This is a genomic window from Neobacillus sp. FW104-15D2, from assembly GCF_058790155.1.
Genome location: NZ_JBYTCJ010000020.1, coordinates 73,282 through 92,702, shown reverse-complemented (window position 1 = coordinate 92,702; position 19,421 = coordinate 73,282). Strand labels below are relative to the sequence as shown.

Below are 19,421 nucleotides of genomic sequence, written 5' to 3'. Positions count from 1 at the left end.
CCTCCTATTGTTTAAATCCAACAAGCTGCTCACGCAATGCTTCCTCTGATAAAGGAACAATTACTGGTTTGCCAACATCCTCCAACAGAATAAAATTAACCTTGCCTTCAACTGACTTTTTATCATGGAGCATTTTTTTTAAAAGTCCTTCTATAGTTAACTCCGCAGGGACCTTTAATTGATAACCTAACTTTTCTGCCCAAGCTCGGAACTCTGCCAGATTAAAATCCATTTTGATATGCTTCATACTTATGTCAAGGGCAAAGGCCATACCAATCATTACGGCCTCACCATGAGTGATCTTCCCAAATCCAAGTTCGGACTCAATCGCATGGCCAAGAGTATGGCCAAAATTGAGGACTGCCCTTAGCCCATTCTCCCTTTCATCCTGCGAAACAATACTGCCTTTAATTTTTATCCCCTTTTTAAGACAATTAGCAAGCTCCTCTTCTTTTAGACTGCTTAGATCCTTAACGTTGAATAGGAGCCATTGATAGAATTCCTTATCCTGAATAAGAGCATGCTTGATTACCTCTGCAAACCCCGAACGTTTTTCTTTTGGCGAAAGAGTTTTAAGGAAATCCAGGTCATAGAAAACGGCTTCGGGCTGATAAAAAGCCCCAATCATATTTTTCCCAAGAGGATGGTTAACAGCTACTTTGCCTCCTACCGAACTGTCATGGGCGAGAATTGTCGTTGGTATCTGTATAAAAGCTATTCCTCTCATATAGGTAGCTGCAACAAATCCAGCAAGGTCCCCCACAGCTCCTCCCCCAAAGGCAAGAATAACTGACTTGCGGTCCAGGTTATTTTTTAAGGCTTCGCTTATAGCTGAATAGTAGACTTCAAAGGTTTTGCAGGCTTCACCGGAAGGTGCCTGAAAAATAATAGGAGTCAGGGGTTTTATCTTATTTAATAAAAACGAAAGATGGATTTCTCCTACCGTTTCGTCTGTAATAATCATAACCTTGCTAAAGCCCTTCAGTTCCTTCTGCAAAAAAGGGACTATTTCATTTGCGCTTCCACTTCCAAGGAAGACATGATAGCATTTTGACTGGGTTTCAATGGATATGCTTTCCATTAAAACTCCCTCGCATATTCCCGCTGTCTGCGAATTTCCTCAGCAAGCGATTCAAGCCTGTCACTGTAAAATTGGTCTGTAAGAGCACTTGCCAGTTCCCAAGCAACCACATTTTCCATTACCACAGCGGCTGCAGGAACCGCACAGCTGTCAGAACGTTCAATACTTGCAGCAAACGGTTCTTTTGTTTCAATATCCACACTTTGAAGTGGCTTATAAAGTGTTGGAATAGGCTTCATTACCCCTTTTACAATGATTGGCATGCCATTAGTCATTCCGCCCTCAAACCCGCCCAGACGGTTTGTTTTCCTTGTATAGCCGTTATCCTTGTTCCAAATAATTTCATCATGTACTTCACTTCCTGGCTTTCTTGCTGCCTCGAAGCCAATTCCAAATTCTACTCCCTTGAAAGCATTAATGCTTACAACAGCACCAGCAAGCCTTGAATCAAGTTTTTTGTCATAATGTACATAACTTCCAACACCAATAGGCATTCCTTCAGCCATCACTTCAACGATCCCGCCAATGGAATCACCATTGTTCTTCGCTTCATCTATTTTATTCATCATTTCATTACCAGCTTCAAAATCAAGACATCTAACAGGTGAGGCTTCAGTTATTTCCTTCATTTCTCCGAGCGTATGATCTGCAAGATTGTATTTAGACTGTATTCCGCCAATTTCAGTTACATGGCAGGCTAGTTCAACGCCAAGTAACGATAAAAGCTTTTTAGCCACTGCTCCTGCTGCGACTCTTACCGTTGTTTCTCTGGCTGAAGAACGTTCAAGAACATTTCTCATATCCCTGTGCCCATATTTAATGGCACCATTTAAATCAGCATGTCCCGGCCGCGGCCTTGATATTTTTCTCTTGATTTCGTCCTCCATGCCGTCTTCCAATGGCTCTGCTCCCATAATATTGACCCAGTGTTTCCAATCGTTGTTTTTTACAACCAGGGTTACGGGAGAGCCTAACGTATAACCATTACGGACACCAGAAAGAATCTCCGCCTGGTCTTTTTCGATCTGCATTCTTCTGCCACGTCCATAGCCTTTTTGCCTTCTGGCCAATTCTGTATTTATATCCTCTGCTGTAAGCGGCATTCCTGCCGGAAGTCCCTCAATAATTACGGTAAGCTGTGGTCCATGTGACTCTCCAGCTGTTAAATATCTCATTCTCTTTCCCCCTTCAACGCGCTAAATTATTTTATTCAATATAACATACGAAAACGGATAATTATAGTAAAAAGTAAAAATTTTTAGGTGCCTTTTTATTTTATACTTTCATACCGTATTAATCCAAAAAGGGAGCAGCTGTCTGCTGGCTCCCTCAATATTTTTATTTTTTTTTGTAAAAAAACGTATCTTCGGTTTCGAAATTATAAATATTAGGATTAAATATCTGTTCTGTACTTCCCACAAAAAAAATTCCGTCTTTCTTTAATGCTGAGCTGAACTTATGGTAAAGCCCGTCTTTTGCTTCTTCAGTAAAATAAATGAGGACATTGCGGCAAACAATTAAATCAAATGGACCTCCAAATGAGTCAGCCAATAAATTTTGTTTTTTAAAGGTTACAGTTCGTTTTATTTCATCCTTCACATAAAAATATTCATTTTCCTTTGTGAAATATAAGTTTTTAATCGGATCAGGCACTTCATTTAAAGATCTCTCAGGGTAGATGCCAAGCTTTGCCCGGGCAATTGCATTAGTATCCAAATCAGTTGCCATAATTTGAATATCTTTTAAAGGAAGAAACTTCCTCATAATCATCGCAAGTGTATATGGTTCTTCTCCAGTCGAACATGCAGCACTCCATATTTTTGGCTGTTTGTTCCTTTCGAGAATCTTTGGAAGGATTTTTGTTTCAAGGACTTCCCATCTCTTATAATTACGGTAAAATTCTGATACATTGATAGTCATTCTGTCCAGAAATTCATTTAAGAGTTCATTATTTCTATTTAATTCGGAAAAAAATTCACGAAAATTTGAAAAGCCTTTTTTCTCATACAGAGAGGTTAACCTTCTTTTCATTTGTGCTTCTTTATAAAGTGAAAGGTCAACCCCTGTTTTTCTTTTAATATTTCCAACAAATTGTTGATAATCCTGACTCATGATTGAAGCTCCTTGTGCAGTCTTTCTGGGATAACGGAATATACCATAAGTATAGCCCCGCCAAATGAAAAAAGGCACCCGTATAGAATACAAGTACCTTTTTTCAGCTAAATTAGTATACCCACTCGTTTACTAATTTCGTATACTCAACAAGCTCTTCCTCTTTAAAGAATAAACCAATTTCACGTTCAGCACTTGCAGGTGAATCAGATCCATGGATGACGTTTTTTCCGACAGTAATGCCGAACTCACCACGAATTGTTCCAGGTGCAGCATCCTTTGGATTTGTGGACCCCATCATTTGGCGAGCAGTAGCAATTACATTTTCACCCTGCCAAACCATTGCGAAAACTGGTCCGGAAGTAATAAAATCAACTAGTTCACCAAAGAATGGACGTTCTTTATGCTCACCGTAATGTTCCTCTGCCAATTCTCTAGGAATGCTCATTAATTTGCCACCGGCTAATTGAAAGCCCTTTCTTTCAAAACGGGAAACGATTTCACCAATCAGGTTTCTTTGAACTCCGTCTGGTTTAACCATTAAAAATGTTTTTTCCATGTACTCCACTCCTAAACCATATGTATGATATCGGTTATCCTTTGAATGGACAATCCACGAAAATATTAACATTGTTTTGAAAATTTAGCAACCTTCTTAAAATTTCCGTCTGCCAATAAACTTGGCAATATCCTTAAGTGTTTTCTTTACTTTATTTGGAGGAAGTTCATCCAGAATAGCTAATGCTTTATCCAGATATCGATCACTGATTTCAAGTGATTCCTCAATTGCCCCTGATTGCTTGATCAACGAGATTATACTCTCCATATGGGATGGTTCTGAATGTTCGTTTACTTTTTCAATTTCAGCACGGTACTTAGGATTTTGCATAGCAAAAAGTGCTGGAAGAGTTATATTTCCCTGTAAAAGATCACTTCCTGCAGGTTTGCCCAGTTCCTTTTCTGTTCCTGTAAAATCAAGAACATCGTCTGTAATTTGAAATGACATCCCCACATAATAACCAAAACGGTAGAGCTTCTTATGAATTGATTCCTCCACACCCGCAGCTATTGCGCCCAATTGGCAGCTTACCGCAATCAAAAGTGCCGTTTTTCTTTTAATTCTCCGCAAATAATCACGAAGGTTTTGATTATATTGATACTTTTCCCTAATTTGCTGAATTTCCCCAATACAAACCTCCACAATGGTATTTGCAAGAATTTGATGGGCTATGGGGTTCTTGATTTCAGTCATTAATTCAAGGGATAGGGCAAAAATATAATCGCCTGTGTACATGGCAGTACGGTTATCCCATTTTGATTTAACGGTAGGCTTCCCCCTTCTCAGGTCAGCATCGTCTATTACATCATCATGAACTAATGACGCCATATGGATTAATTCAAGGGCTACGGCAACGTTTTTCATTATATTAATGTCATAATCGCCAAACTTTCCTGACAGCAATACAAATACAGGCCGTATCCTTTTTCCGCCGGCCTGAAGTGTATGTAAGGAGGCCTGCTTAAGCAATAACGAATCTGGCTGAATCGTTTCCTCCAAGGTCTTCTCTATAATGTTAATATCCGAATTCAAAAATGAATACATCATTTTTAATTTCATTTGTATTCACCCAGCTTTTTATCCTTCTAACCGCCCTATTTTCAGTTCTTCTTACCAATATGAACGGCTGCTACTCCCCCGCTATAGGGCTTAAACATTACCTTCTTAAAACCGGCTTTTTCGAACATTCCGGCAAGCTCTTTCATCCCGGGGAAATCTCTTGCGGACTCCTGAAGCCATGAATATTCATTATAACTTTTAGCAAAGAGCTTCCCAAATACCGGCATAATAAATCTAAAATAAAAATAGTAAAGCTGCCTGAAGCCAATTATCGTAGGCTGTGAGGTTTCAAGGCACACTGCCAGCCCCCCCGGTTTTATAACACGATGCATTTCCTTTAGGACCTGCATATAATCCGGTACATTCCTCAAACCAAATCCAATTGTAGCATAATCAAATGTATTGTCAGCAAAAGGCAGCTCCATTGCATTGCCGTGTACAAGATTAACCTGTTTCAGATGAAGCTGGTCTACTTTTTCCTGCCCAATTTTCAGCATGTTCTGGCTGAAATCAAGGCCGGTGACTTCACCGGAAGGTCCTACAGCATCAGCAAGAGCAATGGTCCAGTCAGCAGTGCCGCAGCATACATCAAGTGCTTTTGAGCCTGGCTGAACGTTCATCTTTTTCATTGTATCTTTCCGCCATCTTATGTGCTGCTTAAAGCTGATTACGGAGTTCATTTTATCGTAGTTATCATAGATTTTCTCAAAAACATTATGAACCCGTTCTTCTTTACTTTGCTGCATCTAGATTAACCTTCTTCCACGAATGTTTTTGCATGGGGCTGATGCTGACCAAGAATGTCAGCAATTCTTTGTTCCAGTACTTCATTCAGGTAAGGAACCTGTTTCATCCCTTTTTCAATTACGCCTTTTGTATATTCTATATATTTATCACAAACCAAAAGAAGATAAGACTGCTGCTCTTTTGAAATGTCCTTAGATTTGAGTTCATTTTTGGGAAATGCAGTTTTCTTTAAAGCATCAAATAAAATAGATGTACCGGCATGAAGGTATTGTGCTTTTTCATTTATAAGCCGTTTTACAAAGAGAAGGTCGGCAGCCAGCTCTCCCCAGCCTCCGGCATGAAAATAATCTGAAAGGCGGCAAATAAGAGAACCTTCAATTGTTCTAATGCTGGCCATTAATTTTTCAATTCCTTCAAAATCCTTGTGATAAACAGACATCTTATGCTCATTAATTTCCTTAATCCCTTTTGATAGTGCCCTAATCATAAGTACGTCATTTATTTCAGCAAGAAGTGCATAATAAAGTCCGCTGTAATAGTCTCCTGCGAGAACTGTAAGCTGGCGAGACTGTAATTGTGTATCGTCCTGTTCAGAAGCATCCTGGTTCGAAACGTTTTCATGAGTATCAAGAGCAATTTGGACAAGCATCGTTGGCAATGCATAATTCTTCATTTCTTTTCCGGACAATCCTAGCTGGTCCATTATAGAAATTAAGAGTAAAAGTTTATCTTCATCCACCATGGGAGTTTGTATGTAATTGAGCAAGTAAGGGTGAAACACCTTTTGCTCAAGCTGCTCTTTAAAAGCTGTCAGTTTTGTCCGTATATCTCGCAATTTGATCACCCTTACTCCCAAATAGTATGGATGTATATTCCATATGTTTATATATTACCCGTATACCCGAAAAACATGGGTTGTTTTTAACATTTTCTAATCAATACTATAGATAAACAAGCAGACACAATTATATCATAAAAGACGTTTTAATAAACAGCTTTCACAAAATTAATAATAAATGCGCTCTGTAGCAGTGGATGTATTCCCATATTTTGTCTAAACCGATAAACCGAATGGACTTTCACATTTATATAGGCCAGCTTTATATAAAGTTAATTTTAAATGTTATTAGCTCAGGCAGCAGGATTTCGTTATAATATTATTCTCTAAAATAAACAGAACGGCTGGTATACCGTTCTGAATTAGCTATTTCTTCAATTCACTTTCAATTTCGCCAAGGGATGTTAATATCTGAGCATGGCCTCTGATTTTAATAGCGGAGGTATGATCCGTAAATTGCGCAATCATAACTTCTCCTTTATCAAGCTTTTCAGAGTGATGGAATTTCGTATCTGTTCCTCTTGTAAGGCCAATGACGTTGACTCCATCTTCAATAGCCTTAATAACGATATAATCGGAATTCTGGGCATCCGCTTTTGCCATTTTTAATCCCTCACAATTACTTTTGTTATTTTAATTATTAATTGCTGTTAAACTTGGTTGTTGATTTTCGTTCCAAGTAGCGTTTCCGGCAAACTAACAAAGCTTTTTACAAAACCATTATTTTATTAAAGATAATACTTCAGAACGGGCAATAGCATTATCAACAAAAGTTCCTCGGACTGCGGAAGTGACCGTCATAGAGCCGGGTTTTTTTACCCCACGCATAGTCATGCACATATGCTCTGCTTCAACCACTACCATTACGCCGTGAGGCTCAAGCTTTTCCATTATACTGTTTGCTATTGTGCTAGTGATTCTTTCCTGAAGCTGAGGTCTTTTTGCAACAGCCTCAACCGCCCTGGCAAGTTTACTTAAACCGGTTACCCTGCCGTTTCTTGGAATGTAAGCAACATGGGCTTTACCAAAAAAAGGTACAAGATGATGTTCACACATCGAATAGAAAGGTATATCTTTAACAAGGACTAGTTCCTCATGGTCTTCCCCAAAAATTGTTTCAAAGTGTGTCTTAGGATCTTCGTTTAAGCCACTAAATACTTCCTCATACATTTTCGCCACACGCTTTGGCGTATCAAGCAAACCTTCACGGTTTGGGTCTTCTCCGATTGCCTCTAGAATTAAACGAACTGCTTCTTCTATTTGGGCACGATTGACGTTTGTCATGGTGCTTCCTCCTAATGTATGTATAACGTTTTATCTATTAAGTTCAAATCCATATTAGCATATCCATGATTCCATGCAAAATTATAGAATTTTAACCATACTCCCGTTAAAAGCAAAAAGGCCGCAGAACTGATCCGCGGTCTTTTCGCTTAAGCATTCGCTCAAAGCATATATGTTTATGTAATTATTTTACAGCATCTTTAAGCGCTTTACCTGGTTTGAAAGCAGGAACTTTGCTTGCAGCGATTTCAATTTCATCGCCAGTTTGTGGGTTGCGACCCTTACGAGCGGAGCGCTCACGAACTTCAAAGTTACCAAATCCGATTAGAGAAACTTTATCACCATTTTTAAGTGCATTTAAGATTGCATCGAAAACAGCATCAACTGCTTTAGTAGCATCCTTTTTAGAAAGTTCACCAGCTTCAGCAACTGCGTTAATTAGTTCTGTCTTGTTCATGCTATTCACCTCCTCCCAAAATGTATAAAAAATTGTAAATAAGATTACTTATCTACATTTCTAAACAAATTTCGCCAATTCTATACGTCAATACGCATATTTTGTTGACAGTGCTAATATTAAAGCAACACATTAAAGAATTCAATCAATTTTTTGCAAAAAACCCAATAAAATAAAGGCTTTTTGCTGCTATTGCTAATTCTGTTAAAAGATTATCACATAAAAATCCTCATATCAAGAATAATTCATAAAATAATGGGAATGTTTTCATCCAGAAGGAATTTTTACTGGTTTTTACGCTTTTTTCGACTTCTAAAAGCCTATTCTATGGCCATTGTTCCAGTTTTAATGCCGAATACCCCCCAAGTTTTTTTATCTCTCTGGATACTAAAGATTTGTCGAATTTTGTAGTAATAAGTTTTCATAGATAATAAAATAGATGCTCTGACAAACTTGCATGTTGATTTTCGCTAACGGCGCTCGCTTTCCGCGGGCGAGCCAGGAGCCTATCAAACAGCTAGTCCGAATGAAGCCATGATTCGGACAGAAAAGCTAATGGAAATCTCAGCACATAGCCCTCTAGGTCGCTTCAGTCCTTCCTTCTCCTCGGCGCTTTGAGCCTGCTGGGGCTCCCAGGCCTGCTTTTCCCCCAGGACATTGAATAGAACCCTTGAAATCGCCGAGGTACGAAGGAAAGGCGATAGCACAAGGAAAACATCTAGGAATTTACATCGCACGAAATTTTGCGAAAGCATAAAGAGTCTCGTACTTCCTCTCTAATCAACATAGTGAAAATCATCTTTAACACGTCCAAAAACAAAAAGACCCCCAAAGGGAGCCCCATGATTATAGAATGATGGCAATTAATCCGCCTGATCCTTCATTAATGATTCTTTCAAGTGTCTCTTTTAATTTATATCTTGCATTCTCTGGCATTAAACTTAGCTTTGCTTGAATGCCTTCTCTTACAATCGAACTTAAGCTGCGTCCAAAAATATCCGAATTCCAAATTGACAGCGGGTCATCTTCAAAGTCCTGCATTAGGTATCGAACAAGTTCCTCACTTTGTTTCTCAGTTCCAATAATCGGGGCGAATTCCGATTCCACATCTACCTTAATCATATGAATGGAAGGAGCTACAGCTCTTAGCCGTACGCCAAATCTTGCGCCCTGGCGGATAATTTCAGGCTCTTCAAGGCTCATGTCCGTTAAGGTCGGAGAAGCAATGCCATATCCCGTTTGTTTAACCATTTTCAGAGCATCAGAGATATGATCGTATTCGGCTTTAGCGTGGGCAAAATCCTGCATCAATTCCAGCAAGTGATCCTTACCTCTAATTTCAACTCCAACAATTTCTTTGAGTATATCATCGTACAGCTCATCAGGTGCATATAGGTCAATTTCTGCCACACCCTGCCCCATTTCCATGCCAGCTAGCCCTGCCCTTTCAATGTATTCAAAGTCACTAAAATGCTGAACAACTCTGTCTACATCTCGCAGTCTCTTAATATCCTTTACTGTCTCTTTAACCGCTTCCTGATAGCTGGAACGCAGCCAGTGGTTTTCTTTGAGGACCATTACCCAGCTTGGAAGATTAACATTAACCTCAAGCACTGGGAATTCATAGAGAGCTTCCCTCATCACACTTAGGACATCAGATTCTTTCATACTTTCCACACTCATTGCCAATACTGGAATATCATACTTCTCTGCCAGGCTTGCTCTTAAGGATTCCGTACTAGGATGGTATGGCTGAGCGCTATTCACAACCATAATAAATGGCTTTCCAACTTCTTTCAGTTCTTCGATGACTCTTTCTTCTGCCTCAAGGTAGCTGCCCCTAGGAATTTCACCAATGCTTCCATCAGTAGTAATAACTACTCCAATAGTTGAATGCTCCTGGATAACCTTCCTTGTGCCTATCTCAGCTGCTTCATGGAAAGGGATTGGCTCCTCATACCATGGTGTCGTAATCATTCTAGGCCCATTTTCATCTTCATAGCCCTTAGCCCCGGGAACAGTATAGCCGACACAATCAACGAGCCTGATATTTACTTCTAGGCCCTCTCCAACATGTACACTTGCAGCCTGGTTTGGAACAAATTTTGGTTCTGTGGTCATGATTGTTTTTCCTGCAGCACTCTGAGGAAGCTCATCCAGAGCACGGGATCTGTCTGATTCATTGGCTATATTCGGTAAAACAACCAGCTCCATGAACTTTTTAATAAATGTGGACTTTCCTGTTCGGACCGCCCCTACAACCCCTAAATAAATATCACCGCCTGTTCTCTCGGCAATATCTTTAAAAATATCTACCTTTTCCAAGTGAGTCCCCTCCCGATCATAGAGTTAGTGGGATAAAATTATCCTTTTTAGGTATTTTTGGACAGTATATGTTTATGATGTTGTCCTATGTGGTTATGCCTGATTTTTTAAATTTTTTACCCCCTTAACGAAAAATTGCCGGAACTTCTGAAATTATATTTATGTCTGCACTTTTATGAAATAAGGGTTATAAGAAAACAGCAGGAAATCTATGATATTAGCTCTGCAATGCAGCAGCCTCTGTATTTCCCATAAAAAAAACCCTTCTCCTACAATATATTTCATAGGAAAAGGGTTATGACTAAATCCACATAGGCTGACTCTATTTATTCTTTTTCTCCAAAAAAACAGGCTCTTTTGTGACAGCATCAAATGTATAAGGCACCGAATATGCAGGCACGAACATGGAGTTATTCACAAGAAGCGGCCGTATATCATCTCCAGGTTTATATCCTGATAAACCAATGTTTTTTATGGCTGCCTTTAAATCATTTCTATAATCGATATAAATTTCCCCTTCCCCGGAAATAACCATCGGCAGTTTCTTTTGGGTAAAGGGGCTTAAAGCCATAGGAGGCTGTTTATAGCCCATCTTTTTATAATCAAGAGAATAGACATCAGATGCGATTACTTTTTTAAATGGCGGGTACCCGTCCATCTTAATCTTCAGTCTAAGCTCCCGTATCGTATCCGCGACTCTCAGGTCGAATAGTTTAACCTCAGGCTTAGTCTCTTCGTTTACGAGAACATATTGAAAAACACCGCCATTTTCAAAAGCATTTCCCGGAGGATCTGCTATATACCTGGGTGAAATCTTTTTAAAATCCACAGGATAGCGCTGGTAAAGAGGTGTGTTAACGTCCTTTGTTACAATCGGCAGCATTCCCCCATTGTCTTTACGGTATGAATCTACTGCCGTTTGGACCGCTTTCAGCTGATCCTGATAGGGTGTTTGATTTTTGGCAAGTTCCTCCTGAGGATAAGCACAGCCCGATAATAGCATTAGAATTAAGGCAAAAGCAATGGCAAGATAACTCTTTTTCATAAAATCATCCTTTAACTGTATGTATGCCTAAATCAGGCAAAAATGGTTACGAACATGATGATACCCGATAAAATCATAAAAGCATAGGCAACGATGGCAGTAATGATTCGAACAGTTCCTTTTAATTTATGTCTGCTGAAAAGTATTAAGATAATAGCAAGAAACATGAATGCCATACCGGCAAAGGATACCCACATTTTTAACATGGCTGGTGACAATAGAAACTCCCCCTTTTTTCCGAGAGTTATTATATCACAGGAAACAATGTCAGGAAAAAGAAAAAAAAAAGAGCATTCTAGCGAAAACTGCTTTTTAAGCTCTTATAGCATAATTTTTCGAAGATGAAGTGTTATCTCAAAAGAACATTTCAAGTAAAATTAAAAAAAGCCTGCAAGAGGGAGGGGCGAGTTCCCTTTGCAGGCCTGAGACTAATTTACCCATTCAAACGTTCCATTTTACCAGTTTGCTTCGTGGCATTGTATGCAGAACGCATGAAAAACGCATCCTCAAATGCCCAATTGACTTGAAAAATCTTTTAAATATGCAAAATTATTTAGTCTTCGTTTAGGCGTTCACCAATTATATTGGTTAGGTCTTCCATTTCCTTAGTTCTAGTACGTCCCATTAAAACGTCCACCCCATCTTTCGGGTTTTTCCCTTCGAATAGAACTCCATAAAGTGCATTGGTAATTGGCATGTCCACTTCATACTTTTGTGCAAGCTGATAAGCAGCCTTGGTAGTTCTAACTCCTTCAACTACCATTCCCATATTATCCAGTACCTCTTGCAGCGATTGGCCTTTACCAAGTAAGTTTCCTGCCCTCCAGTTACGGGAGTGAATGCTTGTACAAGTGACAATTAAATCGCCAATACCAGTCAATCCCGAAAAAGTAAGCGGATTAGCGCCCATTTTTGTCCCGAGCCGGGCAATTTCAGCCAATCCCCTGGTAATGAGCGCTGCTTTTGCATTATCACCATATCCCAGCCCATCCGTTATCCCTGCGGCCAGAGCAATAATGTTTTTTAATGCGCCGCCAATTTCTACGCCAATAACATCAGGATTGGTATAAACCCTAAAGTTATTGTTAATAAACAAATCCTGTACCTTTTCAGCAGCTTCCAAATTTTCAGATGAAGCGGTAACAGTAGTTGGGTGGCGCAGGCTGACTTCCTCAGCATGGCTTGGACCGGACAGTACGACAATATCCTTTAGTAATGGAGAAGGCATAACTTGAGCTATCATTTCCGATATCCGCATAAGGGAATCCGGTTCGATTCCCTTTGATACATGAACAATGGTTAAAGGCTGATCCGCAGCAATACTTAATTTTTCGAGAACCTCCCGGATTGCTTTTGTAGGAACAGCAAGAATAACGGTATCTATCTGTTCCATCGCATCCTTCAATGAAGCATACCCGAGAATCGAATCAGGCATTGTTATTTCTGGCAAGTATCTATGATTGGTGTGGCTGCGGTTAATTTCTTGAACCTGGCTTTCATTATGACTCCAAAGCCTAACCATATGGCCATTGTCTGCCAGCACCATTGCCAGCGCAGTTCCCCAGCTGCCTGCACCAATAACTGCGATTGATTGGGTTTTTTGCTGCATTTAGATTCACAACCCCTTTTAAATTTTATTTTCTCTCTCTAGCATATAATTTGATCGGCGTCCCTTCAAATCCAAATGCATCTCTAATCCTATTTTCAAGGAACCGTTCATAGGAGAAATGCAATAGTTCTGGTTCATTAACAAATACAACAAAGGTTGGCGGCTTTATCGCTACCTGAGTTACATAATAGATTTTAAGCCTTCTGCCTTTGTCTGTTGGCGTCGGATTCATTGCTACCGCATCCATAATTACATCATTTAAGATATTGGTTTGAACGCGCATAGCATGATTTTCGCTTGCCATATTTATCATTGGGAGCAGGGTATGAATACGTTTTTTTGTTTTTGCAGATAGAAAAGTAATAGGAGCATAAGAAAGAAACTGAAAGTGTTCCCTGATATTTTGCTCAAATTCTTTCATGGTCTTCTCGTCTTTTTCAACGGCATCCCATTTATTTACCACAATAACAATTGCACGCCCTGCTTCATGAGCATAGCCAGCAATTTTCTTATCCTGTTCCAGGATGCCTTCCTCGCCATCAATAACAACAAGAACAACATCAGAACGTTCAATCGCTCTTAATGCCCTCAATACACTATATTTCTCCGTGCTTTCATATACTTTTCCCTTTTTCCTCATTCCGGCTGTATCAATAATCACGTATTCCTGGTCGTTATAAGTATAAGGAGTATCAACCGCATCCCTTGTTGTTCCAGCAATATTGCTTACGATTACCCTTTCTTCACCTAACAGGGCATTAACTAATGAAGATTTTCCCACGTTCGGACGTCCAATTAAACTAAATTTGATTACATCCTCATCATAATCTCCCTGTTTGTTTTTTGGAAAGTGCTTAGCAGCTTCATCCAGAAGATCACCCAATCCTATTCCGTGTGAACCGGAAATTGGAAACGGCTCTCCAAAACCAAGTGCGTAAAAGTCATAAATTTGATCCTTCATTTCAGGATTATCAATTTTATTTACAGCAAGAACTACAGGCTTTTGGGATTTATACAAAATTTTTGCAACCTCTTCGTCTGCAGATGTAACACCTTCCCGTCCATTCGTAAGGAAAATAATAACATCCGCCTCATCGATTGCAATTTCAGCCTGCTGACGAATTTGATCTAAAAATGGTTCATCACCTATATCAATTCCACCTGTATCAATGATATTAAAATCATGTGTAAGCCATTCACCTGAACTATAGATCCTGTCCCGGGTAACACCAGGGATATCTTCCACAATTGAAATTCTTTCTCCAACAATCCTGTTAAATATTGTTGATTTTCCTACATTCGGCCTACCTACAATAGCTATGACAGGTTTTACCATAACATTCACCCTTTCAAGTATTGCTATTTTCATTTATTAAAGGTTTGGGTTATTTTTAACAAATAAAAGCAATCAAATCATTAATGAAAAAGAAACCCTTCTTATTCTTTAGAAGGGCTAACTTTAATTATCTTATCAAATATTAAATAGCAGTAGCAATGAAAACATATAAAAGCTCCTTCGATTTCGCTTAGGATGTCTTTTGTTTGTCCTTCTCATTGTACGTAAAGTAGGTATCAAAATACAAACGGGCATTTTCAAGACAGCTCCAGCCAATTAATAAAGCAGCCGTCAAAGCACAAACGTCAAGGTAGGCGAATGAACCTGCCTGATATGGAAAGGGATACCTTTCTACTATTAAGGCGTATAGGATTTCTCCCTGCATCGTTCCGCTTATAAGGAGAATGATTCTTCCCTTTAATGTGCCCTGAAGCAACAGAATTAAATAAGTACTTAGTACTGCAATCATCCAGTTTTCTTTAACAATTACCAAAACAGGATCAAATACTTCTACTATATGAAAGGTGGCATAACCAAGAGTTACGATATAGGAGCAAATTAAAAAATAAAAAATGCTTCGTTTCTTTTCACCCATTAAAAAACTGTATGAAAAAATAAGAGAAAAAAGCGCTCCTGCTTGTATATCAATACCAATACCTCGTATTGGCACGTGAAACCCCGCTAAAATAATGGTCATGAGTATACCTGCAGCCAATTTTAAGCGGTAGGGATTTTCCTTTCTCATAATAAAAGTAATATAAATCCACAGCGACCAGGATGTAAAATAAAACATCAACCCGTCCAACTTTCCACACCTCCCATTATTTCCATTATGGGATGGAAATATGTTCTTCATACTCCCCGCATAATCTTTTAGCGATAAACCATCTTAAAAAGAGGAGGTGTGTTCATTTGGGTAAGGATCGACAGGAAAAAAAGTTAAGAGCGAGTAAAAGAGTAGAGTCAGACCGTGACCAGGCTTTGCATTATCCCGGTTCAACCAAATTGCAAAGTCCCGAAGAAGCACGTTCTCTAAACGACTCCAAATATGACTTATAAACACATAATCGGAGTAGCGATTGAAAAGAACTAGGGATTAAAGCTTTAAACACAGTTACGGATAAAGGCAGCCCCATCCGGGACTGCCTCTTTGTTATCTTATAATCTTTCGCTGGCTAAATTCTTTAGTGTTAAATCCTCTTTGGTCAAGCCAGTGATGAGTATTCCCTAAAACAATTAATGGCACCTGTTGGAGTTCTTTTATTGTATGAGCCCCTAAGGCAGTCATGATAAGTGTTAGATCCTCATGCAAGGAATCAATATACTCCTGAAGTACTTCAAAACCGTGGTTAAGGAGAACTTTTAGGAAAGGACCTGCCATTCCTACCGCATCGGCTCCTATTGAAATCCCTTTTGCAATATCCAGGCTGGAGCGAATTCCGCCAGAACCGATAATCGAGAGGTTTTTGGATGTTTTCGATGCCTCAATAATAGAAACAGCAGTGGGATTACCCCATTGATTAAAAAAAGGAAGTGGTTTTTCCCTCCGTTTATTTTCAATCCTGGCAAAGTTTGTTCCTCCGTATCCGCCAATATCAATAGCCGAAACGCCAGCTTCTTCAATAAGCCTTACGGATTCGAGGCTTATTCCAAAGCCTGTTTCTTTAATGATTACAGGAACATTTACCTTGTTTACTATCCTCTCTATTCTCCCTAGTGCACCTGTAAAATCCCTGTCTCCCTCCGGCATAGTCAGCTCCTGGATGACATTTAAGTGGATTTGAATAGCATCGGCACCAATCATATCAATGGCTGCTTTTGCGTGTTCAGGGGATGCTTCGCTGCCGAGATTTGCTAAGATTATTCCGTTAGGGTTTTGTTCACGGACTACTTCATATGTCTTTCTTTCCGTTTTATCCCTGAGCGCTGCCATTTGAGAGCCTACAGCCATTGCAAGGCCTTTTGCAGCTGCAGCTGCAGCAAGGTCTCGATTAATCGTATACGTCTTTTCACCGCCGCCGCCTGTCATCGCATTGATAAAAATTGGCGAACTTAAATAAAGTCCGCCAATTGAGTGATCCAATCGTACACTGTCTACTCTGGAATCAGGTAAACTATTATGGATATATTGTATATCCTCCATGACAGAGGATTTTTCTTCTCCCTCTTCAAGGGCGAAGCGGATATGATCCCATTTACGTTTTGATCTGGACAAAGATGATCACCATTATTTTTTCAGATTCTTAAGTTTGTCTCCAATCATTTCTCCAAGCTGGAAACCTTTTGTTTCTTCTGGAAGTTCATAGTCAAAGTTATCATCATACTCTTTTTCAAGAAGTTCCTTGATGCTTAATGATAAACGCTGGTCTTTCTCATTTACATCCAAAACCTTTACTTTGACTTCCTGTCCTTCTTTTAGTACTTCATGTGGTGTTCCGATATGTTTATGTGCAATTTGTGAAATATGGACTAATCCTTCCACTCCAGGGAAAACTTCAACAAATGCACCATAGGATACTAGTCTTTTAACAGTTCCGTCTAGTGTGCTTCCTTTTGGTGCTTTATCAGAAATGCTTTCCCACGGTCCAGGCAGGGTTTCTTTAATGGATAAAGAGATTCTTTCATTATCCCTGTCTACATTTAACACCTTTACTTGAACCTTTTGGCCTTCTGCCACAACATCAGATGGCTTTTCAACATGTTCATATGATAATTGAGAAATGTGTACAAGTCCGTCAATCCCGCCAATGTCCACAAATGCTCCAAAGTCTGTAATTCGTTGGACTGTACCTTCCAAAACCTGTCCTGGCTGCAGGGAATCAAGAATGTTCAGTTTCTGTTTTCCTTTTTCCTCTTCCACAACCGCACGGTGGGAAAGAATCAGACGATTTTTTTCTTTATCAAGTTCAACAATCTTAAAAGAAAGCTGCTTTCCTTTATAATCAGAAAAGTCTTCAACAAAGAAAGATTCAACAAGGGAAGCAGGAACAAATCCACGGACGCCGAGATCTACTACGAGGCCGCCTTTTACGACATCTTTAACCTCTGCTTGAAATACTTCCCCGCTCTTGAATTTATCTTCCAGTTTATCCCATGCCTTTTCGGCATCTACTTTTCTTTTGGATAGAATAAGTGCTTCTTCTTCCACCTTTAATACTTCTAGCTCCAGTTCATCACCCTCCGCAACCGCATCGGAAGCCTTCTCAACATGAAGGCTGGAAAGCTCACTAATAGGGATAATTCCATCCAGCTTACTAGCTGGAACAGCGACCAAAACTTGTTTTTCTTCCACCTTAGTAACTTGTCCAGTTACTCTGTCGCCTACTTCAAAATTGTTCACTTCGAATTGATTCATATCCTCTGTCATATGTACTCCTCCTTAATCCATTGACTGCACATAAATTATATATCATGTGGCGAATGCCTGACATTCACCGCATATTAACCTGAGAATGATAGAAACTAAGAATATTCAAAAAACAGTTCTTTTTAATAACTTCTTACAAATAGCTAATTTTGTCAAGCGGAAACCTGTCTTTGTTCATCTATAAGCTTTCTGATTTCCAGCATAATAATATCGGTTACTTCTTCGGCTGAAGCTTTTCTATCCCGCAATTCATCCATGTTAATAGGATTACCGTAAACCACTGTCAGCCTGCCAAAAGTTTTATAAGGACCAATTACAGCACAAGGCAAAACGGCGGCATTGGATCTCAGCGCAAAAAAACCTGCACCTGCCAATCCTTTTCCGAGTTCTCCTGTCTTGCTTCTTGTTCCCTCTGGAAACAATCCTAAAACATTTCCATCCTTTAAAACAGACAAACCTTTTCTTAATGCTTCCCTGTCACTCATTCCCCTTTTTACTGGGAAAGCGTTACATTTTCTCACAATATTTCCCAAAACAGGCATCTTAAACAATTCCTCTTTAGCCATAAAACTTACCGGCCTTGGAGCGGTAACTCCTACCACCAAAGGATCAAAGTTATCAATATGATTACTGCAAAGCAGCACTCCGCCACTTTGTGGCATCCGCTCTTTTCCAAGAATCTCTATTCGGTACATTGGCTTTAAAATCGACTTTACCACTGACCTGGCAAATGTGTAAAATGTCATGCTTAACCGATCCTTTCACCCACAAGATCCATAATTTTTTGTACAACATCCATAATTTCCATTGAAGTTGTGTCAATAACGATTGCGTCTTCTGCTTTTCGTAAAGGTGCAACCTCCCGCTCGGAATCAAGCTTATCCCGGTAGGCAATTTCCTCCTTTAACTTCTCAAGATTGGAGGGAATGCCTTTTTGTATATTCTCGGTATGCCTGCGTTCTGCTCGTTCTTCCACACTTGCCAGCATAAAAATCTTTACTTCGGCATTTGGGAGAACATGGGTGCCGATATCACGTCCATCCATTACTACACCGCCATCCACGGCAAATTGCTGCTGCCGGCGAACCATTTCTACTCTCACATCTTTGTGCATAGAAACAATTGAAACAGAGTTTGTAACTTCGGGAGAACGAATTTCTAATGTAACATCATTTCCGTCCAAATAAACCAGCTGGCCATTATCTGATGGAATAAGCCGAATTTCTGAATTTAAAAGGGTGTGATAAAGTGCCTCTTGATCTTCCAAATCCAGATTATGCTGGACAGCTTTATAGGTTAATGCACGGTACATGGCACCTGTGTCAATGTATACATATGTTAATTTCTCTGCTACTATTTTAGCTACCGTACTTTTTCCTGCAGCAGCTGGTCCATCAATTGCGATAGATATTTTCTTTTCCATAAATCCTCCTGAAACCTACACTAGTTGTCTTCCTTTTATTTTACCATAATTAAATTAATTGCTCTTTTATTTTAGTATTTTAAATTATAAGCATCTTTCAAAAAGACTAATTTCATTTTTGCGTTGCTGAATTGCTAATTAATTTGCGCTCAAAACGCTCTCCTCGAGCGGTTCCCGAG

At 39.5% G+C, this 19,421-nt stretch carries 21 protein-coding genes; 1 reads left to right on the top strand and 20 read right to left on the bottom strand.

Annotated features, from left to right (window positions below; genetic code table 11):
* Positions 1-4: 4 nt before the first annotated feature.
* The 16 genes from aroB to AC3WR0_RS16270 all read right to left on the bottom strand — a co-directional run bounded on the left by aroB (position 5) and on the right by AC3WR0_RS16270 (position 15,257).
* Positions 5-1,081, bottom strand: coding sequence for a 3-dehydroquinate synthase (gene aroB / locus AC3WR0_RS16345; RefSeq protein WP_492553300.1), 1,077 nt, complete (start codon positions 1,079-1,081; stop codon positions 5-7).
* On the bottom strand, positions 1,081-2,256 hold the full coding sequence (gene aroC / locus AC3WR0_RS16340) for a chorismate synthase (protein ID WP_492553299.1): 1,176 nt from the start codon (positions 2,254-2,256) through the stop codon (positions 1,081-1,083). Before aroC ends, aroB begins: the two co-directional genes overlap by 1 nt.
* A 163-nt stretch (positions 2,257-2,419) precedes the next feature.
* The gene (locus AC3WR0_RS16335; protein ID WP_492553298.1) at positions 2,420-3,193 is read right to left on the bottom strand and encodes a CheR family methyltransferase; all 774 of its coding nucleotides are present in this window, start codon (positions 3,191-3,193) and stop codon (positions 2,420-2,422) included.
* Between the two features lie 112 nt (positions 3,194-3,305).
* Complete coding sequence (gene ndk / locus AC3WR0_RS16330; protein WP_492553297.1) at positions 3,306-3,752, bottom strand: nucleoside-diphosphate kinase; 447 nt, start codon at positions 3,750-3,752, stop codon at positions 3,306-3,308.
* Positions 3,753-3,848: 96 nt separating this feature from the next.
* Positions 3,849-4,811, bottom strand: a complete 963-nt coding sequence (gene hepT, locus AC3WR0_RS16325) for a heptaprenyl diphosphate synthase component II (RefSeq protein ID WP_492553296.1) — start codon at positions 4,809-4,811, stop codon at positions 3,849-3,851.
* Positions 4,812-4,852: 41 nt separating this feature from the next.
* The gene (locus tag AC3WR0_RS16320) at positions 4,853-5,557 is read right to left on the bottom strand and encodes a demethylmenaquinone methyltransferase (protein WP_492553295.1); all 705 of its coding nucleotides are present in this window, start codon (positions 5,555-5,557) and stop codon (positions 4,853-4,855) included.
* Between the two features lie 5 nt (positions 5,558-5,562).
* Complete coding sequence (locus tag AC3WR0_RS16315) at positions 5,563-6,402, bottom strand: heptaprenyl diphosphate synthase component 1 (RefSeq protein ID WP_492553294.1); 840 nt, start codon at positions 6,400-6,402, stop codon at positions 5,563-5,565.
* Positions 6,403-6,762: 360 nt separating this feature from the next.
* Positions 6,763-6,999, bottom strand: coding sequence for a trp RNA-binding attenuation protein MtrB (gene mtrB / locus AC3WR0_RS16310; RefSeq protein WP_027323817.1), 237 nt, complete (start codon positions 6,997-6,999; stop codon positions 6,763-6,765).
* Between the two features lie 117 nt (positions 7,000-7,116).
* Entirely contained in the window at positions 7,117-7,680 is a 564-nt protein-coding gene (gene folE / locus AC3WR0_RS16305; protein WP_492553293.1) for a GTP cyclohydrolase I FolE, read from the bottom strand.
* Between the two features lie 184 nt (positions 7,681-7,864).
* Positions 7,865-8,137: an HU family DNA-binding protein gene (locus AC3WR0_RS16300; RefSeq protein ID WP_027323815.1), complete on the bottom strand. Its 273-nt coding sequence runs from the start codon at positions 8,135-8,137 to the stop codon at positions 7,865-7,867.
* An 846-nt stretch (positions 8,138-8,983) separates the two neighbouring features.
* A complete protein-coding gene (gene spoIVA, locus AC3WR0_RS16295; protein ID WP_027323814.1) occupies positions 8,984-10,462 on the bottom strand; it encodes a stage IV sporulation protein A in 1,479 nt (492 codons plus the stop codon).
* A 322-nt stretch (positions 10,463-10,784) separates the two neighbouring features.
* Positions 10,785-11,507, bottom strand: coding sequence for a YphF family lipoprotein (locus AC3WR0_RS16290; RefSeq protein WP_492553292.1), 723 nt, complete (start codon positions 11,505-11,507; stop codon positions 10,785-10,787).
* A gap of 32 nt (positions 11,508-11,539) precedes the next feature.
* Positions 11,540-11,725: a DUF2768 domain-containing protein gene (locus AC3WR0_RS16285; protein ID WP_027323812.1), complete on the bottom strand. Its 186-nt coding sequence runs from the start codon at positions 11,723-11,725 to the stop codon at positions 11,540-11,542.
* A gap of 335 nt (positions 11,726-12,060) precedes the next feature.
* Positions 12,061-13,116, bottom strand: a complete 1,056-nt coding sequence (locus tag AC3WR0_RS16280; protein WP_492553291.1) for an NAD(P)H-dependent glycerol-3-phosphate dehydrogenase — start codon at positions 13,114-13,116, stop codon at positions 12,061-12,063.
* Between the two features lie 25 nt (positions 13,117-13,141).
* Positions 13,142-14,452, bottom strand: a complete 1,311-nt coding sequence (gene der, locus AC3WR0_RS16275) for a ribosome biogenesis GTPase Der (RefSeq protein WP_027323810.1) — start codon at positions 14,450-14,452, stop codon at positions 13,142-13,144.
* 190 nt (positions 14,453-14,642) lie between these two features.
* Positions 14,643-15,257, bottom strand: a complete 615-nt coding sequence (locus AC3WR0_RS16270; RefSeq protein WP_492553290.1) for a YphA family membrane protein — start codon at positions 15,255-15,257, stop codon at positions 14,643-14,645.
* A gap of 107 nt (positions 15,258-15,364) precedes the next feature.
* Here AC3WR0_RS16270 and AC3WR0_RS16265 point away from each other — a divergent pair, with 107 nt between their 5' ends.
* On the top strand, positions 15,365-15,511 hold the full coding sequence (locus tag AC3WR0_RS16265) for a YpzI family protein (protein WP_492553289.1): 147 nt from the start codon (positions 15,365-15,367) through the stop codon (positions 15,509-15,511).
* Between the two features lie 94 nt (positions 15,512-15,605).
* Here AC3WR0_RS16265 and fni read toward each other — a convergent pair whose 3' ends face one another.
* From fni to cmk, 4 genes are all read right to left on the bottom strand, one after another.
* On the bottom strand, positions 15,606-16,667 hold the full coding sequence (gene fni, locus AC3WR0_RS16260) for a type 2 isopentenyl-diphosphate Delta-isomerase (RefSeq protein ID WP_492553288.1): 1,062 nt from the start codon (positions 16,665-16,667) through the stop codon (positions 15,606-15,608).
* 12 nt (positions 16,668-16,679) lie between these two features.
* On the bottom strand, positions 16,680-17,819 hold the full coding sequence (gene rpsA / locus AC3WR0_RS16255) for a 30S ribosomal protein S1 (RefSeq protein ID WP_492553287.1): 1,140 nt from the start codon (positions 17,817-17,819) through the stop codon (positions 16,680-16,682).
* Between the two features lie 152 nt (positions 17,820-17,971).
* Positions 17,972-18,565 (bottom strand): lysophospholipid acyltransferase family protein, encoded by a 594-nt coding sequence (locus AC3WR0_RS16250; RefSeq protein WP_492553286.1) that lies wholly within the window; start codon positions 18,563-18,565, stop codon positions 17,972-17,974.
* Positions 18,566-18,567: 2 nt separating this feature from the next.
* A complete protein-coding gene (gene cmk, locus AC3WR0_RS16245; protein ID WP_492553285.1) occupies positions 18,568-19,242 on the bottom strand; it encodes a (d)CMP kinase in 675 nt (224 codons plus the stop codon).
* Positions 19,243-19,421 lie beyond the last annotated feature (179 nt).

Coding starts and splice junctions, on each gene's coding strand:
- aroB (WP_492553300.1), bottom strand. CDS start 1,081: ATGGAAAGCATATCCATTGAAACCCAGTCAAAATGCTATCATGTCTTC.
- aroC (WP_492553299.1), bottom strand. CDS start 2,256: ATGAGATATTTAACAGCTGGAGAGTCACATGGACCACAGCTTACCGTA.
- AC3WR0_RS16335 (WP_492553298.1), bottom strand. CDS start 3,193: ATGAGTCAGGATTATCAACAATTTGTTGGAAATATTAAAAGAAAAACA.
- ndk (WP_492553297.1), bottom strand. CDS start 3,752: ATGGAAAAAACATTTTTAATGGTTAAACCAGACGGAGTTCAAAGAAAC.
- hepT (WP_492553296.1), bottom strand. CDS start 4,811: ATGAAATTAAAAATGATGTATTCATTTTTGAATTCGGATATTAACATT.
- AC3WR0_RS16320 (WP_492553295.1), bottom strand. CDS start 5,557: ATGCAGCAAAGTAAAGAAGAACGGGTTCATAATGTTTTTGAGAAAATC.
- mtrB (WP_027323817.1), bottom strand. CDS start 6,999: ATGGCAAAAGCGGATGCCCAGAATTCCGATTATATCGTTATTAAGGCT.
- folE (WP_492553293.1), bottom strand. CDS start 7,680: ATGACAAACGTCAATCGTGCCCAAATAGAAGAAGCAGTTCGTTTAATT.
- AC3WR0_RS16300 (WP_027323815.1), bottom strand. CDS start 8,137: ATGAACAAGACAGAACTAATTAACGCAGTTGCTGAAGCTGGTGAACTT.
- AC3WR0_RS16290 (WP_492553292.1), bottom strand. CDS start 11,507: ATGAAAAAGAGTTATCTTGCCATTGCTTTTGCCTTAATTCTAATGCTA.
- AC3WR0_RS16280 (WP_492553291.1), bottom strand. CDS start 13,116: ATGCAGCAAAAAACCCAATCAATCGCAGTTATTGGTGCAGGCAGCTGG.
- der (WP_027323810.1), bottom strand. CDS start 14,452: ATGGTAAAACCTGTCATAGCTATTGTAGGTAGGCCGAATGTAGGAAAA.
- rpsA (WP_492553287.1), bottom strand. CDS start 17,819: ATGACAGAGGATATGAATCAATTCGAAGTGAACAATTTTGAAGTAGGC.
- AC3WR0_RS16250 (WP_492553286.1), bottom strand. CDS start 18,565: ATGACATTTTACACATTTGCCAGGTCAGTGGTAAAGTCGATTTTAAAG.
- cmk (WP_492553285.1), bottom strand. CDS start 19,242: ATGGAAAAGAAAATATCTATCGCAATTGATGGACCAGCTGCTGCAGGA.